The following is an 18,957-nucleotide window of genomic DNA, read 5'->3' on the forward strand; positions in this document are numbered from 1 at the left end:
TCCTGCGCTAAGGGCTTATTGTCTTGCGGGCCAATGCATTACGGACGAAATTGACGATCTTCGCCGCATCGGCGTAGTCGTCGTCTTGATCCGGGTCGTAGATGGCCAAGCTTGCTCCCACGCAATGCGCAGGCGAACCGAACAGCGATACGACGAGATCGGTCAGCTGGTCCCACGTCAGTCCACCGGGCTCGTCGTCGACGTCGGGCAGCCCCTGGGACGGAAACTCGACCGGATCGAGCACATCGAGATCGATGTGCAACCACCATCGGTCGACAACACCGGCGAGTTCGGTGATCGCTTCGCGGCCTGCGGCCACAGGATCGTCGGCCACCTCCGCGAGCGGTGCCACCCACACGCCACTGTCGGCGAGGGTGCCGACGTTGAACCGCCGTCTCCAGGCGTCGTCCCGGGGACCGAGCACGAACAGATGGTCGGGCTGCAGCGCGGGCAGCCGATCGCCCAGGCCCCCGGTCAGCAGCCGCCCGGTCAAGCCGAGCAGCAGGCCGATCTCGGTGTTGGCCGCCTCACCGTCCTCGGACACGTCGAGCGGCATGGTGTCCTCGTGTCCGTCGATGAAGACCAACCCGACGTCGCCGACGTGATCACGAAGGCCGGTCACGATCCCGAACAGCGACGAACAGTCGCCCCCGTAGACGAACGGGAACCGCCCCGCCGCGACCGCCTCTCCGACCCGGACGTTCAGCGCATCGGTCATCGCGAGCAGCGCGGGTTCGTTGATCAGGGTGGTCGATGCACCGCGCCGGGGATCCGGCTCGGGCAGTTCGAGGTGGTGGTCGACGACGTGGTGATGGTCGAACGCGTCGGCGAGCCCGGCATCATGCAGCACGAGTGCGGCCCTGGCCTGGTTGCCGGCACGGCCGTAGCCGTCGAATGGCACCCCGACCAGTTCGATATCGGGCATTCCCCTCACCCCTCGATGATCAACGCACTGCCGTCGCGGCCGGTCAACAGGACTCCGCGGTCGCCGTCGATGACCACACCCCGAAGATACGTGGAATACGGTGTGGCGCCGTCGAAGATCTCATTCTTGATCTCTTCCGCGACGACCGAGCGACCGACGTCGTCGGTCCACCGATAGCCGTGCCGATACTCCGTTTCGCCCTGCCCCAGGTCCTCAGACGAATACTCGAGCTCGATGCCGTCGGGCTTGGCGATACCCAGCGCCGCCAGTACCGCGTCCGGTCCCGAGCCGTGCAGTGAGACACTGCGCGTCGTTTCCGGCCGCAGGCTGGCATCGTCGCCGTCGGTGAACCGCACCAGCCGCCAAGCGTCATCGACTCCGCGCAACACGATCCGCTCACCGCCGGGAGCGAGTTCGGCGAGCAACACGTCCGCGTCGACGCGCACCGCCGTCGCCGCGGAGACGTCGCCCAGGCCTGCGGCCCGGCGCTGCAATTCCAGGAGATCCCACGGGCGTACGCCGTCGCTCAGCCCACCCTCGACCAGTCGGCGCACTGCTCCGGCGATCGCGCTGCGGATGACGCCGTCGTGGCAGCGCGCCGGTTGCTCGCCACGGTCCCGCATCTGCCGCAGCGATGCGACGACCTGCGAGGACAGTTCGACGGGGATCACACGAGGTCGATCGCCTCGGCGATGGACGGCAGTACGCGACTCGGCCGGAACGGATACCGTTCGATGTCCTCGACCGTGGTCGAACCCGTCAGCACCAGGATGGTCTCCAGCCCGGCCTCGATACCGGCGACGACGTCGGTGTCCATCCGGTCGCCGACCATGACGGTGTTCTCCGAGTGCGCCTCGATCCGATTCAGCGCGCTGCGGAACATCATCGGGTTCGGTTTGCCGACGAAGTACGGCTCCCGCCCGGTGGCCTTGGTGATCATCGCCGCCACTGAACCAGTCGCGGGCAGTGGCCCCTCGGCCGACGGTCCGGTGACGTCGGGGTTGGTGGCGATGAACCGCGCGCCGCCGAGGATGAGCCGGATCGCTGTGGTGATGGCCGTGAACGAATACGTCCGGGTCTCACCGAGGACGACGAAGTCGGGCTCGATGTCGGTCAGCGTGTATCCGACGGCGTGCAGCGCCGTGGTGAGGCCGGCCTCGCCGATGACGTACGCCGACCCGCCCGGCAGCTGATCGGACAGAAATGTCGCAGTGGCCAGCGCGGACGTCCAGATAGAGGACTCGGGCACGGTCAGACCGGAGCGCAGCAGCCGCGCCGACAGATCCCGCGGCGTATAGATCGAGTTGTTCGTCAGGACCAGGAATGGACGCTTCTTGTCGACCAGCCGCTGAAGGAACTCGGCGGCGCCGGGTAGGGCGTGTTCCTCACGGACGAGTACGCCGTCCATGTCGGTGAGCCAGCACTGCGGGGAGGCGCGCACCCGTCCAGTCTGTCAGGCCGAGGTCCGTCCGTCGTGATTCCGGCCGCTACCCCATCGGCATGTCGGGCAGCGGCGCGTTGCAGCGATCGCGGAAGTCAGCAGCCGCCTGCCGCACGGCGCGCAGCTCGTCGCGGACCTGTGGATGCGCGTCCAAATATGTCTGGATCTCGGTGCTCATCTCGTCCCGGCTCTTGCCCTTCAGACCCGTGAAGAACGCGTTCACATCCGGGTGGGTGAACAGGTATGACGACGTACCGGCGGAGACGCCGGCCATGACGCCGGCCAGATCGGCGGCCGTGCAGTTCGGTGGATCGGCGGCCGCCGTACCGGCGGTGCCGAAGATCATCGCACCGGCGATCATGCCGGCGCCTATCACACTGCGAGACAACATCTGACGCTCCTTGCTTGAATGGACAATCGGACTGTAACGACGGTGCAAATCAACGACAATGCTCAGCGGGGGCCGATGCCTCCTCCACCTCCAGGACCACCTGGGCCCCCGGGTCCGCCCGGGCGCCCGGGCCGACCAAGGCTGATGTCGATACCCCAGTCGTCACTGCAGTACCAGGGGTCGGCGCAATACCCGGGATAGACCGGACCGGCCTGCGGAGCAGTCGGGCCGCCGCCGCGCACTGTGCCCTGTGCGCAGACGGTGGCGGCGCCGGCGTTCGTGCAGTCAGCCAAGGCCGGCGGGGCGTCGGACACGACCACCCCCACCGACGCCAGTGTTAAGGCGATTCCCCATAAAGCGGTTTGGCGGAGCAATTTCACGGCTGCCTCCCTCCATCGGCCGGGTGGCTCGCCGCCGGAATGTGCGAGTAGCGCGCCGGGTACCTCGGAGCCTATTTCGCCTGATCGCGCAATAGCAGCGAAATTGCCATTCTGTCCTGCGATGTGCATTTCGCTCGTCGGCTGGTTCCGGCATCTAATTCTTCAAGTGCTTGCCAAGACAACGAGGCAGGGAGAGATGAGGATTTCCTCGCCTTTTCACGGTTGCTCTGCGCATCGCGAATTCGTCGCATTCTCTCGTATATCCGCCTCGTAGAGGGCGCTTCCCAAACGCCATCCTCGTGCACCGTGCCGGTGCTACTGTCCGCTCACTCGGCACAGATTTCAGAGGGGGCGATCGGTTATGAGCGAGCCGAAATGGGCCAAACCGGCGGCGATGGCCATCCCGAAGGAGGGTTACTTCGAGCTGGAGCGGGGCCGCTACGGACCGACTTTTCCACGCACACCGGCGTGCTATGGCTTCTCGATCATCGCGAAGGTGAAGGAGGGCCGAGAGGAGGCGGTGCGGGCGTACGGCAAGACCATCGAAGACACGATCGCCGCGAGTCCCGACGCGTTGGCACCACTGCGCCTCCATTACCTACGCTGGCAGCTGTTCGATATCGGTTCGGGTCTGCACTTCCAGTACCAGGGCATCTTCGACACCGACTTCGACAAGTACACCGAGGACGCGGTCGCGCTCTTCAGCGCGACCGGTATCACCACCGTGTTCACCAACCTCGAAGGCTTCCCGGAGGATTGGAAGGAGAACCCGGAGGCGTTCGTGAAGTTCGTGCGAGCACATCAGGTTCCAAGCTTCCTGGAGTACGGCGAGTACCCCTACGTCACCGCTGACGAGGTCAAGAAGGCTCTGCGCCTGAAGGCCGCCTTTTCGACCATGCTCGACCAGATGCAGTAGTGGCGTGCTCGAACTCGACGACATCCAGCACATCCTGCTGACCCGCACCCCGGCGATCACCGGGCGCTACGAGTTCTTGTCATTCGACACCCCGGCCGGCGGGCGGACCTGGCTGTCGGAGCTACTACCGAAGACGCAGTCGGCCAGTGAGGCCGCCGCCACGATGGACGAGTCAGATCGTTGGGTCACATTGGCTTTCACCTGGAACGGTCTTCGTGCGCTCGGAGTTCCGGACGACGCGCTATCGACGTTTCCCGATGAGTTCCGTGAAGGGATGGCCGCTCGAGCCGACATCCTCGGTGATACCGGCACCGCAGCACCTGAACACTGGCTCGGCGGCCTCGCGGGCGATGACCTGCATGCGATCGCCATTCTGTTCTCGCGCACCGACGAACAGTGCCGACGGTCCATCGAAGAGCACGACAAGCTGCTGGCTCGCGTCGACGGTGTCAGGTCCCTTTCCCATCTCGACCTCAATGCGACGCCTCCGTTCAACTACGCCCACGATCATTTCGGTTTCCGCGACCGACTGTCACAGCCGGTGATGAAGGGCTCCGGCGAAGAACCGACACCCGGCTCCGGCGCCGCGCTGGAACCGGGAGAATTCATACTCGGTTACCCGGACGAGAACGGACCGGTGACGAATCTCCCCGAGCCGCAGGTACTCTCACGCAACGGCAGCTACATGGCCTACCGCCGGCTCGAGGAACACGTCGCGCTGTTCCGTGACTATCTGCGCGAACACGCCGAGACACCCGAGGACCGGGAACTGCTGGCGGCGAAATTCATGGGCCGATGGCGCAGCGGTGCGCCGCTGGTGTTGGCACCGGACAACGACGACCCCGAACTCGGGGCCGATCCGATGCGCAACAACGACTTCAACTACAAGGAGATGGATCCCTTCGGATACGCGTGTCCGCTCGGCTCTCATGCCCGACGGCTGAATCCACGCGACACCGCTCACAATATGAACCGCCGACGCATGATCCGCCGCGGAGCCACCTACGGCCCGGCCCTGCCGGAAAGCGCACCCGACGACGGCGTCGACCGCGGCATCGCCGCGTTCATCATCTGCGCCGACCTGATCCGGCAGTTCGAATTCGCCCAGAACGTCTGGATCAATGACAAGACGTTCCACGAGCTCGGAAACGAGCACGATCCGATCTGCGGCACCCAGGACGGGTCGATGGACTTTACCGTGCCCAAGCGTCCGATCCGCAAGGTACACAAGGGCATTCCTGCCTTCACCACACTCCGAGGTGGCGCGTACTTCTTTCTTCCCGGAATGAACGCCATGCGGTACCTGACCTCGCTCGGCGACTAGGAGGACGATCATGCGTGCCCGCACGTACAACCAGAACCACGTTCCTCGGCCGCACTCGGGCGGACGCCGCATAAGCATCTACTGGACGTGGAGTTATCCGTGGGAGTCCCAACGCGATCCGGCGATCATCGAGAACCGCTTCTCCACCATCACCGAGGTGCGCAACGTCGCGTGGCCCGCCTACGAAACGCCGGAGTACGACGCAGCGAACTTCCTTCAGGGCATCGCCGGGACACTCGAACTGTTCCATCGCTCCACCCTCGACTTCCAGGCGCTCGCCGAAGAGGTGACCGGCCATCCCGTCGCGGTCTTCCAGCGCATCGACCAGGCCGGCTACAAGTTGCCGATCGATGATCGGATCCTGGCCGACACCGACACGTTGATGGTGTTCGGTCTCGATCACCTGCTGTCGGAACAGGAGGCTGCACCCGAGGAGATCGCAGCGATTTCCGAGTGGCTGGAGAGGGAGGGCACCTGCCTACTGCTTGCGCCCCATCACGACGTCGGCTTCACCGACGACTACGCGCAGCGACAGATCGAGTATGAGCATCACGGCGACCGTCTTGTCCCGCGCCAGCAGCGCTTCGGTCAGTACACGCGCTCGCTGATGAGGGCGCTTTCGGTGCCGGTGCACAACACGTGGGGGCTGAGGCCCGCGGTGGTCGAGGGCACGAAGGAGATCGCACCATTGACGGGATTCCGCGATCTCGACGCCCCGCACCTGCTCGACAACGTCACCACCTTCAACTTCCACCCCCATCTGCCGCACTACGAACTGACCGCCCCCGAGAGCGACGACCTGCGGGTGCTCGGGCGCCAGCGCGTTGACCCCGTCCGTCCGCACCCCTACACCGCCGCGGGCCACACCGAGTTCAACGCGTTGATCTGGATGCCGCCGACGGGTCAGCGGGCCGGCGATATCGTGCTGATCGACTCGACGCATTTCACCACGCTGTTCGGTGGCACGGACAGCCTGCGCAACCTGTGGCACAACCTGGCCACCATGAAATAGCACCCATTCGTGCCGGTCGCGGCCTAGTGTCGGGCTATCCGACACAGCGAGGTGAACGCGATGAGTGATCGCCCGGTTCGAGCGAGACGGCCTTCGAGCGCGGCCAAGAAAGCGGCCAAGAAAAGCGCAGCGACGACATCCACTGTCAAGAAGGCACCCGCGAAGCGGGCGACCACACGCAGCGCCGCGCCGGCGCACCCCCGCGAGATCAGTGTGGGCACCGACGCGGCCTTCGCCCCTGGCGGCGGGCAGCCGCGCCGCCGGCTACGCAATATCTCCGAGGTGCGGCATTTCTTCCGCACCAACGACGTGCCGATCCTGTTCTTCGGCGCGACCCCGTTCAACTTGTTGGGGCTCGACCGCTGGGTGCGCAACTTCAGTTACATCACGTATTACGACGCATGGGACGGCGCGCATCCGCGCGTGTTCACCCCGAGCCACAAGCCGTACCAGGAGTTCGAAAGCGGCGAAGAGATCAACAACTGGCTGCTGACCAACCACGAGGTGAGGGCCCACATCAAGGCGGCCACCCCGCGCGGTGTGCGCCCCAAGGTCGCCATGGTGTTCTTCGACACCGAGACCGAGAGCATCTGTGAGGAATTGGGCTACGACCTGATCCTGCCTGCGGCGAGCCTGCGTGAGCGGCTGGATTCCAAGATCGTCACCACCCAACTCGGCAACGAAGCGGGTGCACCCAGCGTGCCGAACGTGCTGACCCGGGTCGACGGCTGGGACGGACTGCGGGCTGAGGCCGAAAAGGCCGGTCTCGGCGACGAACTCGTCGTTCAAACACCGTACGGCGACTCGGGCAAGACCACCTTCTTCATCTCGTCGGAAGCCGACTGGCGCAAGCACAGCGCCGACATCGTCGGCCAGGAGATCAAGGTGATGCGCCGCATCAACAACCGGCCGGTGGCCGTCGAAGCGGTCCTGACACGGTGCGGCACCATCGTCGGGCCGTTCATGTCGGAACTGATCGGTTACCCGGAACTCACTCCTGCCCGTGGTGGGTGGTGCGGCAACGAGATGTTCCCCGAGGTGCTGACCGGCGAAAGTAGGCGCATCGCAACACAATTGGTGCGTCGGCTGGGCGATCGTCTGGCCGACGAGGGCTATCGCGGGTTCTTCGAGGTGGACGTCCTCGTGGACACCGACACCAACGACATCTACCTCGGCGAGCTCAACCCCCGGATCAGTGGGGCGTCGTCGATCACCAATGTGACGGCCGGTGCGTATGCCGATGTGCCGCTGTTCCTGTTCCACATCCTCGAGTTCATGAACGTCGACTTCGATCTGGACGTCGACGAGATCAACGAGCGGTGGGAGGAGCTGGCGTCGGCCGACGTGTGGAGCCAGATGGTGATGAAGGAGACCGACGACGTCGTGCAGCGGTTGACCGCGACACCGCGCACCGGGCAGTACGCGCTGGACGCCAGCGGCGCACTGGTGTTCCGTCGCGCAGCCCTGGACTGGCACCAGTTGCAGAACGAATCAGAGGCTTTCTTCCTGCGCATCTACGGGCCCGGCGACTATCGCTGGAAAGGCGCCGACCTCGGCGTGTTGGTGACGAAGGGACGGCTGCAGGTCGACTCGGGTACCGGCACATCGTCGCTGGCCATCCGCGCACGTCATCTCATCGATTCCCTCCGGGCCGAATACGCAGGTACGCCGCTCTCCGAGCCGGCGGCCCCGAAGAGCAACGTCGGAGTCAAGTAGGGCTGAGCTAGTCTCGTCGCCATGGTGCTGGGAGGCGACACCGGGCGCGTGCCCTCGGATGTCACGCTGGACAACTGGCAGTCCGCGTCGCATCTGCACTGGACGTTTCAGCATGTCGCGGACTTCCTGCCGACGGCCGTGATCTCGCGGGGCGCCGGTCCAGTCGCCGAGTTGCCGCCCGCTCCCGACGAATTGCCGAGGATCTCCGAGATCCCCCTGTACGACAACACAAATGGCCGACAGACCACGGTCGGTGATGTCATGGCCGCGACCGCGACCGACGGTTGGATCGTCACCCATCACGGCCGACTGCTCACCGAGCAGTACTACGGCGGGATGACCGCCGACACCCAGCACCTGTTGATGTCGGTGAGCAAGTCGTTGGTCGGCATGGTGGCGGGCGCGCTGGTGGCCAGCGGCGCGCTGGACGTCGAGGCGGAGCTAACGCACTACGTGCCCGCCCTGGCGGCGTCCGGCTACGCGGGGGCGACGGTCCGGCACCTCCTGGACATGCGATCGGGCATCGCGTTCTCGGAGGACTACCTGAACCCGATGGCCGAAGTGCGACTGCTCGAACAGGCCATCGGCTGGGCACCCCGCACGGTGCCGGGTCTGCCGACGACGATGTACGACTACCTGCTCACCCTGCGACAGGGCTCGCCACACGGCGGACCGTTCGCCTACCGCTCGTGCGAGACCGACGTCCTCGGCTGGGTCTGTGAAGTGGCGGGCGGACTGCGAATGCCCGAGCTCATGTCTGTTCTGCTGTGGAGCAAGCTCGGTGCCGACAACGACGCGACGATCGCGGTTGACGGCGTCGGCACGGGCATGTTCGACGGCGGCATCAACGCCTGTCTTCGCGACCTCGCCCGGTTCGGCGCGCTGTACCTCAATGAGGGAACGTCATTGACCGGCGAGCAGGTCGTGCCACCGGCGTGGATCGCCGACACGCTGGAGGGCGGCATCGATTCGCGGGACGCCTTCGCCGCCAGCCCCGACGACAACCGCATGCCGGGCGGCATGTACCGCAACCAGTGCTGGTTCCCGTATCCGGGCAACAATGTGTTGTTGTGCTTGGGGATTCACGGCCAGATGATCTACGTCAACCGTGCGGCGGGTCTCGTCGCGGCCAAGCTCTCGAGTTGGCCGCTGCCCCAGGACGCCACCAAGGTGTTCCCGACCATCGCCGCGTTCGACGAGATCGCCGCTCAGCTGTCCTGATGCGTCACCCGTGGCGGGATGCTCTGCGTAACACGTTCTCCGCGTGACGCATCAGCGCCGCGTCGACGAGTTTCCGGTCGCGGCCTATCGCCCCGGTTCCGCCGGCCTCCGCGCTGCGATACTCGGCGATGATGGCGCGGGCTTCGGCGATCTCGTCGTCCGTCGGCGCGAACACCTCGTTGGCGACAGGCACCTGACAGGGATGGATCGCCCACTTGCCGTCGTAACCCAGCAGGCTGGCCCGCTCGGCTTCGCGGCGGTAGCCCTCCTCGTCGCGATAACCGGGATAGGGCGCGTCGATGGCGTACACCCCCGCCGCACCCGCAGACCCGACAGCGCTCCGGATGCCGTCATAGGGCCGGTTCGGCAACCATCTCGAAGAAGGCCGCGCCCGAATCCGGAATGCGGTTCTGCTTGAAGATATTCACCGCATACGACACCAGGATCATCGAGAACAGCAGGTTCATCAGCCGTTTGGCCTCTGCACTCAGCTTGTTGATGTCGAGCCCGTCGAGGTAGACGACGGCCCGCTCGGCGTGCGGGGCGATTCCGTCGTAGAACGCGACAAGCTCGTCGTAGGGCCGCTCCAGGCGCGCGGCGTAGCGCTCGGCGCGCGTCGACAGTGCCCAGTCGTCGACCCATTGTTCGAGTTCGGAGAAGCCTTCGGGCAGTTGGGGTTCTGTCATGACTGTTGCTCCTCGGCGACCGTGTCGCGGATCACCGTGTGGAACTGCCGGATGAGCAGTTCCTGGTCGGACAGGTGGAAGGTGTTCTGCCGCCGGGTTTTCAGCGCCGAGTAAGTGGCCTCGATGGTGTTGACGTCCTGCATCGCGAACTCGATCGTGCTGTCGACCGCCACTTCCTGGGCCAATCGTTCGTGCGCGTTGGCGGGCGGGACGAAGTACATGTCGATCTCGTAGATGTGGGTGTCGACAGTTTCAGGCCAGTACGTATAGGTGATGTAGTAGTTGCGCGCCCATATCTGGATCGAGATGTTCGGAAATATCCAGAACTGGTCGTTACCCCACGAGGCGATCTCGCCTCGGTTGAGGAACTCGGGCAGCGGACCGATATCGGGGACGTCGTCGGGCCCGAAAAGCCCTGCGCGGAACAGCTTGTACACCCATCGCTGGTCCTGACGCGCCTCCCCTGCCGTGCCCGGCTCGCGGGGCGGCAGGATCGGCGGGCCCGGCACCGAGGTCAGCATGTGCGGCCGGAACAGCTCGTAGTGATATGCGTCGACCGGCGGGACCATCTTCTCGGCCTTGGAGACATCCGGATCGATGAACCTACCGTGCACATAGGGCGGGTGGTACCACTCGCACACGGAGTCGACGGCAAGCTTCCAGTTGCCCTTGATCTGTGTGGAGAACCCGTAGTGCTGCGTCATGAGGTGAAACGGATAGTTCTCCATGCCGAGCAAGCCCTCACCGAGGAAGGTCCGCAGCGGCACCGGATCCTCGGAGAGATTGACAAAGATGAACCCCGCCCACACCTCGCAGTGCACGGGTGGCATGCGCAGCTTGCTCTTGTCGAGGTCGAAGAACTCGTCCTCGTTGGTGATGTGGTTGACCACCCCGTTCAATCCGTATCGCCAGCCGTGGTACTTGCAGGCGAAGGCGCGGCAGACCCCCGACGACTCCTGAGCCGGGTGCTCCTGCCACACGACCTTGTTGCCGCGATGGGCACAGATGTTGTGGAAGGCATGCACGTTGTCGTCGAGATCGCGGGTGATCACGATCGACGCCAACCCGCCGGGCAGCTCCCTGGTGAAGTAGGAACCCTTGCGCGGCAGCCGTTCCATCCGGCCGACGCACAGCCAACTACGCTCGAAAACGGCCTTGCGCTCGGCGGCGAAGAACTCCTCGGAGATGCAGTCCTCGTACGACACCGGGCCCGTACCCAACTCGGGGTACTCGGGGGTGAACTTGCCACGTCCGGTGGCGAGCTTCTGCTGGATTCCGGTCATATGGTCACTCCTTGGCTGTGTCTCTCACGTTCCCGTAAGACGCGCCACGACGGGCGCGAATCGCTCGGCCTGCGACTGCTGCACGGTGACGTAGTTGATGCCGTGCGTTTCTCTGCGCCGCTGGAGAGTCTCGACAATGGCGTCCTGCGGTCCCGCCAGGACGTTCGGATGGTCGTGCAGGAGGTCGGTGGCCATCCCCGTCTTGGCGGCGATGCGGTCGTACGCGCGGGTGGCGTCGTCGTCGATCACGACGAAATACGGCGAGCCCTCGACGTCCAGATCGCCGATGCGGCTGCCTGCGGCGGCCCGGACGTACTCGTACCGGCGCGCGGCCTCCTCCTGCGGGGTGAGGCCGTCGTCGTTGCGCGCGACAAACGGGACTGTGTTGATGCTGACGATGTCGGCTTCGCGCGCGGCGTAGGACAGCACCCGCTTCCCGCCACCGCCGATCATGATCGGCGGATGCGGGCGTTGCACCGATGCCGGGGTGCCTTGATAGCCATGGACGTTGACGTATTCGCCGCTGCGGGTGACGTCCTCGCCTGCACAATGCGACTTGATCAGAGCGACCACTTCGGTCAGCTTGTCGATGCGTCGGCCGGGTGCGTCGAAGGTGACGCCCATCGCCTCGTATTCGACACCGCTCCAGCCAGCACCGATGCCGATTTCGAGGCGGCCGTCGGAGAGCAGGTCCAGCGTCGCAACTTCTTTCGCGAGCACAGCGGGCACGTGGTAGTCGATACAGAAGACCCGGCAGCCGACCTTCAGCGACGAGGTGTGTGCCGCCGCTGCGGCGATCGCGGCGATCGGCGCGAGGTCCTGTCGCGGTGTGCGCGCCTCGCGCTGCGCGGGACCCGGGCCGAGGTAATGGTCGGCCAGGTGAAGGGTGGAGTAGCCGAGTTGTTCGACTCTGCGGACGAATTCGCGCCACTCCCGCGCGCTCGCAGCATTCGTCGCCTGGACCGCGAAGCGGAAAGGCTGCCTGTCCACGCTCGATGAGATTACTCGCTTTTGACATCTAAGTATACGGGTTTGTATATTTTGGTTCGTGAAGACAGCCCTGGTCACCGGCGGGGCATCAGGGATCGGTCGAGCCATCGCCGATCGTCTGCGCGCCGACGGCAACCACGTCGCCAGCATCGACCTCGCCGAGTCGGATACCGACTTCAGCTACGTCGCCGACGTCACCGACCGCGGCCAGATCGACACCGCGCTCAACGCCATTCGCGCGACGCTCGGCCCTATCACGATCCTCGTGAATGCCGCCGGCATGACGTCGTTCCGGCGATTCGCCAATCTGACCTTTGAAGAGTGGGCGAAGGTCGTCGACGTCAACCTCAACGGCGTCTTCCACGTGACCCAGGCCGTGTTGCCCGACATGCTGGAGGCCGGCTGGGGCCGCATCGTCAACATCTCATCGTCGAGCACCCACTCGGGGTCGCCCTACCAGTCGGCGTACGTCGCGGCGAAGTCCGCCGTCAACGGGCTGACGAAAACCCTTGCGCTGGAATATGGCCCACGCGGTATCACCGCCAATGTGATTCCCCCGGGATCGATTGACACGCCCATGCTGCGCGATGCCGAGAAGAAGGGTCTACTCGGCGGAACGGTCGAGGACATCGCCGCGCGTATCCCCGTCCGCCGTATCGGCACGCCCGCGGACATCGCCGCGACATGCGCCTTCTTGGTCACCGAGGAGGCCGGCTACATCACCGGTCAGATCGTCGGCGTGAACGGCGGCCGCTGCACCTAGCTCGTGTCAGCGGGGTAGCACGCCGCGCAGGAACAGCCGTACCGCGTACCGAAGGTGCCTCTCCTGCTGTTCTGTCGACCGGAACACGCCGAAGTCCGCCATCCGCGCCGGGACGGCCTCGACCATCGCCAGGAAGGTCTCGGCCGCGAGCTCCAGATCGCCGACCTTGATGGTGCCGAGTTCCTCGTGGCGGCGCAGTAATTCGGTGACCGCACGCAGACGGCCCGCCCACATCATCGATTCCGCCGAGATGTTGAATTCGGGAAACTGCGGCGCCTCGTTGAACGCGATGCGCTTCAGGCGCACGTTCTCCGGATGCGTCGCGCGCGCCAGCGCGATCCGTCCGACCGCGAGAAGCGCCGTCTCCACATCCTCGTCATCGATATCGTCGATGGAACCGTCGTCGACGTAGCGCGCCAGCGCCCAGGGAATCACGTCCGCGAACACCGCCCGCTTGTCGGCGTAGCGGGCGTAGAGGGAGCGTTTGGTGATTCCGGCGGCCTTCGCGATGGCCTCCATACTGGCTCCGGCATAACCCATTTCGAGGAAGGTCGCGACGGCCGCCTCACGTACCGCGAGGTCGAGTTTTTTCGCCTCCGCTTGAGTGGGCCGTCCGCGCCGAGTCGCCACCAGCCGAATTGTACTGCCTGCCCCCGCGCTACCTCGGCTGGTTCGGAACGCCGGGGAACAGCTGCACATCCGGGCCGGAGGTCACGTACCCCATCTGTTTGGTCACCAGATGCGGCGCGAAAACGGATGCGTAGAGCACGTTTCCGACAACGATCACGGTGACGATGGACACGATCGCCGATTGCACCTTGGTCTTCGACAGCTTGTCCGACCACATTTCGATGACATTGCGGCCCTGTGAATCCGTCCGCCCCAGCAGGTAGGTGAAGACCATCATCTGAATGCCCATCGCGATGGCGTCGTAGATCGGGTACTGGTGCAGGGTCCCCTCGAACAGTCCCAGCCCGGGAATCACGTAGGCGTAGTAAAAGACTCCAAGGCGGGCGCCCAGACCCGCGTTGAACATCAAGGCCCAGCAGAAGCCCACGAGGAGGCCGACGATCAACAATGTCTGCGGTCTGCGCCAGTTGAACCGCGCGGACAGCCGACGCCCGATCGCGGCGCCCGTGACGGCCGGAATACAGAAGTAGCCGATGTATCCCAGCGGGACCGAGGAGGGCAGGCCGCCCCACGTCATGTTCAACGGCCACCACGACGGCATGCGTGGCAGCGCCGGCGGGAACTGGGCGTACATCGCCCAGTCATACGGCGCCTCGATCCAGGAGAACGAGATCGCGGAGATGCACAGCAGGAGCAGTGGATGCAGGCGGCCACGTCGGACACTCAGGTAGATCCCGGCGATGACGAACAGAATGCCACTGAGCCAGCCGAACGCGTTGGACGCAATCAACAGCGGCGTCATCTCGGTGCTCATCGGCCGGCCTCGTCGCTCGCCGTCTGTGTCTCAGGCTCGCTCGGGGCCTTACCGCGCGCCTCGGGGTCGAAGTAGATCACCAGCCCGAATATCAGGATGATCAGCCCGAACAGAGTTCCGAGGATGATGAGTTGGCCCACGAACGCGTCCCTTCAAGCGGTCGATCGATCGGTAATAGTGCACACTATTAAAATAGTCAGGTCAAGGACCGCTATCGTTGACGGCCATCGGCCGCGCAGCGCGGTCTAAGGAGTGGAAAGCCGTGCCGCAGCGACGTTCACCGGGGAAGCAGACCTCGGCGCCAACGCGTCGGCCGCGCGGGGAGGCGCGCAGGCTGCTCCTCGACGCCGCACGCGAACTCTTCGCGCGCCAGGACTACCGTGCCACGACCACCCGTGAGATCGCCGAGGCCGCCGGGGTCACCGAATATCTGCTCTTCCGCCACTTCGGCTCGAAGGCCGGCTTGTTCCGCGAAGCCCTCGTCCTACCGTTCACGAACTTCATCGACGACTTCGGCAAGACCTGGCAGTCCGTCGATCACGAAGCGACCGACGAAGAGGAACTCGCGCGGCAGTTCGTCGGCCGCCTCTACGACGTCCTTGTCGAGCACCGCGGCCTGGTCTTGACCCTCGTCGCATCGGATGGCCTCAGCGACGAGGAGATCGAAAGCGCCGGCATCGCCGATATCCGGCGTGCACTCACGCTGCTCGGGCAGATCAGCACCGAGGGCATGCAACTGCGCGGATTGCATTCGGGCCAACCGGATCTGCCCGCACACTCCACGGTGGCGATGATCGTCGGCATGGTCGCACTGCGTTCGACGTTCTTCGGGAACCGGCCGCCGTCGCGGGAGGCGATCGTCGACGAACTCGTCCAGGCAACCCTCCACAGGTTCCTGCGCCGGCCGTAGCGGCAGTGGCTATCCCCCGGGTCCGTTGGGCCACTTGAGCAACGAGCCCGCGTCGACACGGATCTGCTGGCCGGTGATGTAGCGGCTGTCTTCGCTGGCCAGGAACACACCCAGCTTCGCCATGTCCACGGGTTCGATGTACGGGATCGGCATGGCCTGGAAGATCGTGAACAACGGCTCTGCGTCCTCACGGGTGGCCTGTTTCCCCTCCATGGTCAAGTCGGGCCGGAACATGCTGTACATGCCGTCGTTCTGCAACAGATGGGTGTTGCAATTGGTCGGATGGATGGCGTTGACGCGAATCATCCGCTGCGCCAGCGCCATCGACATCTCTTCGACGTACTCGATCAATACCCGCTTACTCCAGCCATAGCCTCGGCCGCCAGGTCCCATGTTCGGGTTGTCGGTCGTGCCGCGGATCATCCCCGCGGTGGATCCTGTGATGATCACCGAGGCGCCGTCGGGCAGATGCGGAATGGTGACCGCGACGGTGTTCATCACACCGAGCAGGTCTACGTCGCTGGCGTCGACGAACGACATGGCGTCATGCGGTCTGCCCATGGCCATCGGCAGGATGCCCGCGTTCGCGACCACGATGTCGATCTTGCCGAGGTCGGCGACGCCTGTCTCGACGGCATCGCGCAACTCGTGGCGTTCCCGAACGTCGGCGACACGGGCGACGACGCGACGCCCGATCTCCTTGATCGACCGCTCCGTCTCGGCGAGGTCGTCGGGCGTGGCCAACGGATAAGGGTTGGACGGGATGTCGCGGCAGATGTCGACCGCGATGATGTCGGCGCCCTCCTTGGCCATCTCGATCGCGTGGGCGCGACCCTGGCCGCGAGCCGCTCCGGTGATGAAAGCGACCTTGCCGTCGAGCTTTCCGGTCATGTAGTGCTCCTTGGGTTCTGGCGAACAGACATAGAATGCCCGTTCTTTCCGGCGTGTCGGGGTCTTTTGCGTCTGCTCAGCGACTCATTTGATCGGAACGTACTCCACGTGCAGTGCGGTCAGGCCCCGCATGATGAATGTCGGTTCGTACTCGTACTTTCGGTCATCGGTTGGACCGTGCATCTCTTCTGAGATGCGAATGTCGGACATGCGATCCAAGATGCGATTCACGGCGATACGCGCCTGTGACCGCGCCAGCGGCGAGCCGGGGCACGAATGGGGGCCGCGCCCGAAGGCGACATGTTCGCGCACATTGGGCCGGTCGTGCTTGAACACGTCCGGGTCTTCGAACTTGCGTGGATCGCGGTTGCTGGCGCCGGGCAGCATCATCAGGATCGTGCCCGCAGGGATCTCGATGTCGCCGATGGTTGTCGACGTGCGTGCCAGCCGGAAATGGCTCTTGACTGGGCTTTCCATCCGCAGACACTCTTCGAGGAACGCGGAAATCTGTGTGCGATCGTCGCGAAGGGACGCCTGGATGTCGGGTCGCTCCCCCATCACCCGCATCGCGGTGCTGACGAGTTTGGTTGTCGTGTCGGTACCCGCGGCGAACAGGAACGTCGCCAGTTTGACGACCTCGTCGACCTCGGGCACCGATCCGTCGGGGTATGTGGCGGTGGCGAGTCCGGTGAGCACATCCTGGCGCGGTTCGCGCCGCCGGTCGGTGATGTAAGAGGTGAACTTGTCATCCAGCCAGGCGAGCGGGTTGTGCGCGACGGTCTCACCCTCGTTGCCGTCGACCTCGCCCAGAGGTTCGGCGCCCAGCGCCTGCTTGAACTGTTGGTGATCCTCGGCAGGCACCCCGAGGAGATCCGCGATCACCAACAGCGCCAGCGGTTTCGCGAAGTCCTCCATGAACTCGCACGAGCCGCGGTCGACGATCTTGTCGAGCTGCTGGTCTACGAGACGCCACATGAAGTCTTCGTTCTCGCTGAGCCGCTTCGGAGTGATCAGCCTGCTCAGCAGTCCACGTGTTTTCTGGTGTTCGTCGGCGTCCATGGTCACCACATGCTCGGCCATGGGAATCGCCGCGCGGTGTTCCTCGATCTGGGCGCTGATGTCGTCACCCTCCGGCGTGAACGGCAACGGCGGAAACGGTCCCGCCACGGCCACACACGACGACATCGCGGGGTCTTTGTAGGCGGCGAGCGCTTCTTGGTGCCCCGTCACCGCGACGACGCCGTACGGAGTTGCCAGCTGTACAGGGCACTTCGAGCGCAGCTGTTCGTAGTAGGGATACGGGTTGGGCACCAGCGACATATCGGTGAAGTAGTCGATCGACTCGATATCGCTCACTGCGCCCCCTCGCTGCCCGCCGAATCCGGCGCGCTCCGAATACACATCAGTTATCCCCTCTCGATGACCATCACGTCGCGAACGGTTCTCACTGCGGGTCGAACAGGACGGGCACCGAGGTAGGCGATCGGAACACCTGACCTCTGACGTGCGGATCGTCGCCGTCGGGGTCCAGACGCAGATTCGGCAGCCGGTCGAGCAGAAGGTTGATGGCAGTTCGCATTTCGAGTCGGGCGAGGTGCATGCCGAGGCATACGTGGACGCCGTGGCCCCACGCCATGTGGCTCTTCTGCGGACGGAAGATGTCGAACTTGTCGGGGTCCGGGAATCGGTCCTCCTGGTGCGTGGCGGATCCCAGCATCGGCATCACCGTCGCCCCTGCGGGGATCTCCACTCCACCGAGGACCGTGTCCTTGGTCGCCACCCGGGTGATGGTCAGCAGCGGCGGCTCCCACCGAACCCCCTCCTCGATGGCCTGTGGGATCAGCGAGCGGTCGGCGCGGATCGCATCGAGCTGGTCCGGGTTCGAGAGCAGCGCGAACAACAGGCTGCCCAATGACCGGTAGGTGGTTTCCACGCCCGCTGGCAGCAACAGTCGCAGGAAGGAGAAGATCTCCTCATCGTCGAGCTTCTCCCCGTCGAGTTCGGCCGCCGCGAGCGCACTGATCAGATCCTCGCGCGGCTGGGCCCTGCGGGCTTCGAGGATCGGTGCGAAGTAGTCGCACAGGGCTGCCGAGGCGGCAAGTCCCCGTTCGGGATTCATGAGCCAGCTCAGCAGCGAGATGGACCAGCGCTGGAACTGCGGGTAGTCCTTTACCGGCAGCCCGAGCAGACCGGCGATGATCTGGCTCGGATAGTCGAAGGTGAACTCCTTGACCAGATCTGCCCTGCCGTTGGGCGCGAACTTGTCGATGAGGCCGTTGGCCACCCGGCCGACGAGTTCGTCCTCCCACCGAGCCAACGACTTCTGCGTGAATGCCTTCGAGACCAGACCACGCAGCCGACCGTGGATCGGCTCGTCCATGCCCAGCATCACACCCTGACCCAGCACGGGACCGAACGCCGCGATGACCGCCGACGACGAGAAGGTCTCGTTGTCACGCAGCATCTGCTGAACGTCTTCGTGGCGGTAGACGATGAACATCGGCAGCGACTCTTCGTGTGGCAGCGCGCCCGACGTTTCGAGGCGCTGCACGGGCTCTTCGCGGCGGATCCGCGCCAGTTCCGTATACGGGTCACGAACGTCGCCGGAAATGGCGTCGTCGAAGGACCCGAAGTCCTCGAGGTCGTCGAAGAGTTGTGACATAC

The 18,957-nt window shown here is 64.8% G+C and carries 21 protein-coding genes; 7 read left to right on the forward strand and 14 right to left on the reverse strand.

Translation table 11 applies throughout. The annotated features are described in order from the left end of the window. Positions 1 to 7: 7 nt before the first annotated feature. The 4 genes from H7J93_RS12110 to H7J93_RS12125 are packed head-to-tail and all read right to left on the reverse strand — an operon-like array spanning position 8 to position 2,757. Positions 8 to 925: an arginase family protein gene (locus H7J93_RS12110; protein WP_267306525.1), complete on the reverse strand. Its 918-nt coding sequence runs from the start codon at positions 923 to 925 to the stop codon at positions 8 to 10. A 5-nt stretch (positions 926 to 930) separates the two neighbouring features. Next, on the reverse strand, positions 931 to 1,596 hold the full coding sequence (locus tag H7J93_RS12115) for a hypothetical protein (protein ID WP_267306526.1): 666 nt from the start codon (positions 1,594 to 1,596) through the stop codon (positions 931 to 933). Beyond that, positions 1,593 to 2,366, reverse strand: a complete 774-nt coding sequence (locus tag H7J93_RS12120) for an HAD-IIA family hydrolase (RefSeq protein ID WP_267306527.1) — start codon at positions 2,364 to 2,366, stop codon at positions 1,593 to 1,595. The genes H7J93_RS12115 and H7J93_RS12120 overlap by 4 nt, the downstream gene beginning before the upstream one ends. Positions 2,367 to 2,412: 46 nt before the next feature. Beyond that, positions 2,413 to 2,757 (reverse strand): heme-binding protein, encoded by a 345-nt coding sequence (locus tag H7J93_RS12125; protein ID WP_267306528.1) that lies wholly within the window; start codon positions 2,755 to 2,757, stop codon positions 2,413 to 2,415. A 741-nt stretch (positions 2,758 to 3,498) separates the two neighbouring features. Here H7J93_RS12125 and H7J93_RS12135 point away from each other — a divergent pair. Genes H7J93_RS12135 through H7J93_RS12155 form a run of 5 tightly spaced genes read left to right on the forward strand, consistent with a single transcriptional unit; the run spans position 3,499 to position 9,326 of the window. Next, a complete protein-coding gene (locus H7J93_RS12135) occupies positions 3,499 to 4,053 on the forward strand; it encodes a hypothetical protein (protein WP_267306530.1) in 555 nt (184 codons plus the stop codon). Positions 4,054 to 4,057: 4 nt separating this feature from the next. After that, on the forward strand, positions 4,058 to 5,377 hold the full coding sequence (locus tag H7J93_RS12140; RefSeq protein ID WP_267306531.1) for a Dyp-type peroxidase: 1,320 nt from the start codon (positions 4,058 to 4,060) through the stop codon (positions 5,375 to 5,377). Positions 5,378 to 5,387: 10 nt separating this feature from the next. After that, complete coding sequence (locus H7J93_RS12145) at positions 5,388 to 6,389, forward strand: hypothetical protein (RefSeq protein ID WP_267306532.1); 1,002 nt, start codon at positions 5,388 to 5,390, stop codon at positions 6,387 to 6,389. Positions 6,390 to 6,449: 60 nt separating this feature from the next. Beyond that, the gene (locus H7J93_RS12150; protein ID WP_267306533.1) at positions 6,450 to 8,105 is read left to right on the forward strand and encodes a biotin carboxylase; all 1,656 of its coding nucleotides are present in this window, start codon (positions 6,450 to 6,452) and stop codon (positions 8,103 to 8,105) included. Positions 8,106 to 8,126: 21 nt separating this feature from the next. Next, a complete protein-coding gene (locus tag H7J93_RS12155; RefSeq protein WP_267306534.1) occupies positions 8,127 to 9,326 on the forward strand; it encodes a serine hydrolase domain-containing protein in 1,200 nt (399 codons plus the stop codon). A 4-nt stretch (positions 9,327 to 9,330) separates the two neighbouring features. Here H7J93_RS12155 and H7J93_RS12160 read toward each other — a convergent pair whose 3' ends face one another. The 4 genes from H7J93_RS12160 to H7J93_RS12175 are packed head-to-tail and all read right to left on the reverse strand — an operon-like array spanning position 9,331 to position 12,285. After that, positions 9,331 to 9,636: an aldolase/citrate lyase/malate synthase family protein gene (locus H7J93_RS12160; protein ID WP_308204914.1), complete on the reverse strand. Its 306-nt coding sequence runs from the start codon at positions 9,634 to 9,636 to the stop codon at positions 9,331 to 9,333. Between the two features lie 40 nt (positions 9,637 to 9,676). Then, complete coding sequence (locus tag H7J93_RS12165) at positions 9,677 to 10,012, reverse strand: hypothetical protein (RefSeq protein WP_267306536.1); 336 nt, start codon at positions 10,010 to 10,012, stop codon at positions 9,677 to 9,679. Then, complete coding sequence (locus tag H7J93_RS12170) at positions 10,009 to 11,295, reverse strand: aromatic ring-hydroxylating oxygenase subunit alpha (protein WP_267306537.1); 1,287 nt, start codon at positions 11,293 to 11,295, stop codon at positions 10,009 to 10,011. The genes H7J93_RS12165 and H7J93_RS12170 overlap by 4 nt, the downstream gene beginning before the upstream one ends. Positions 11,296 to 11,319: 24 nt before the next feature. Continuing rightward, positions 11,320 to 12,285, reverse strand: coding sequence for a TIGR03621 family F420-dependent LLM class oxidoreductase (locus H7J93_RS12175; RefSeq protein ID WP_267306538.1), 966 nt, complete (start codon positions 12,283 to 12,285; stop codon positions 11,320 to 11,322). 58 nt (positions 12,286 to 12,343) lie between these two features. Between H7J93_RS12175 and H7J93_RS12180 the strand changes: the two genes are divergently transcribed. After that, positions 12,344 to 13,048: an SDR family NAD(P)-dependent oxidoreductase gene (locus tag H7J93_RS12180; RefSeq protein ID WP_267306539.1), complete on the forward strand. Its 705-nt coding sequence runs from the start codon at positions 12,344 to 12,346 to the stop codon at positions 13,046 to 13,048. Positions 13,049 to 13,054: 6 nt separating this feature from the next. On the opposite strand, the gene H7J93_RS12185 is transcribed toward H7J93_RS12180, so the two are convergent. The 3 genes from H7J93_RS12185 to H7J93_RS12195 are packed head-to-tail and all read right to left on the reverse strand — an operon-like array spanning position 13,055 to position 14,632. After that, a complete protein-coding gene (locus tag H7J93_RS12185) occupies positions 13,055 to 13,678 on the reverse strand; it encodes a TetR/AcrR family transcriptional regulator (protein ID WP_267306540.1) in 624 nt (207 codons plus the stop codon). Positions 13,679 to 13,706: 28 nt separating this feature from the next. Further along, a complete protein-coding gene (locus H7J93_RS12190) occupies positions 13,707 to 14,492 on the reverse strand; it encodes a spirocyclase AveC family protein (protein WP_267306541.1) in 786 nt (261 codons plus the stop codon). After that, positions 14,489 to 14,632 carry a hypothetical protein gene (locus H7J93_RS12195; RefSeq protein ID WP_267306542.1) on the reverse strand — a complete coding sequence of 48 codons (144 nt, stop codon included), beginning with the start codon at positions 14,630 to 14,632 and terminating at the stop codon, positions 14,489 to 14,491. The genes H7J93_RS12190 and H7J93_RS12195 overlap by 4 nt, the downstream gene beginning before the upstream one ends. Positions 14,633 to 14,754: 122 nt before the next feature. On the opposite strand from H7J93_RS12195, the gene H7J93_RS12200 reads away from it, so the two are divergent. Next, positions 14,755 to 15,402: a TetR/AcrR family transcriptional regulator gene (locus H7J93_RS12200; RefSeq protein WP_267306543.1), complete on the forward strand. Its 648-nt coding sequence runs from the start codon at positions 14,755 to 14,757 to the stop codon at positions 15,400 to 15,402. A 9-nt stretch (positions 15,403 to 15,411) separates the two neighbouring features. Here H7J93_RS12200 and H7J93_RS12205 read toward each other — a convergent pair whose 3' ends face one another. The 3 genes from H7J93_RS12205 to H7J93_RS12215 form a co-directional block, all read right to left on the reverse strand. Beyond that, entirely contained in the window at positions 15,412 to 16,293 is an 882-nt protein-coding gene (locus tag H7J93_RS12205; RefSeq protein ID WP_267306544.1) for a mycofactocin-coupled SDR family oxidoreductase, read from the reverse strand. A gap of 84 nt (positions 16,294 to 16,377) precedes the next feature. Then, a complete protein-coding gene (locus H7J93_RS12210) occupies positions 16,378 to 17,649 on the reverse strand; it encodes a cytochrome P450 (RefSeq protein WP_267306545.1) in 1,272 nt (423 codons plus the stop codon). An 88-nt stretch (positions 17,650 to 17,737) separates the two neighbouring features. After that, positions 17,738 to 18,955, reverse strand: a complete 1,218-nt coding sequence (locus tag H7J93_RS12215) for a cytochrome P450 (RefSeq protein ID WP_267306546.1) — start codon at positions 18,953 to 18,955, stop codon at positions 17,738 to 17,740. Between the last annotated feature and the right edge of the window lie 2 nt (positions 18,956 to 18,957).

This window comes from Mycobacterium barrassiae, assembly GCF_025822765.1.
GTDB classification, from domain to species: domain Bacteria; phylum Actinomycetota; class Actinomycetes; order Mycobacteriales; family Mycobacteriaceae; genus Mycobacterium; species Mycobacterium barrassiae.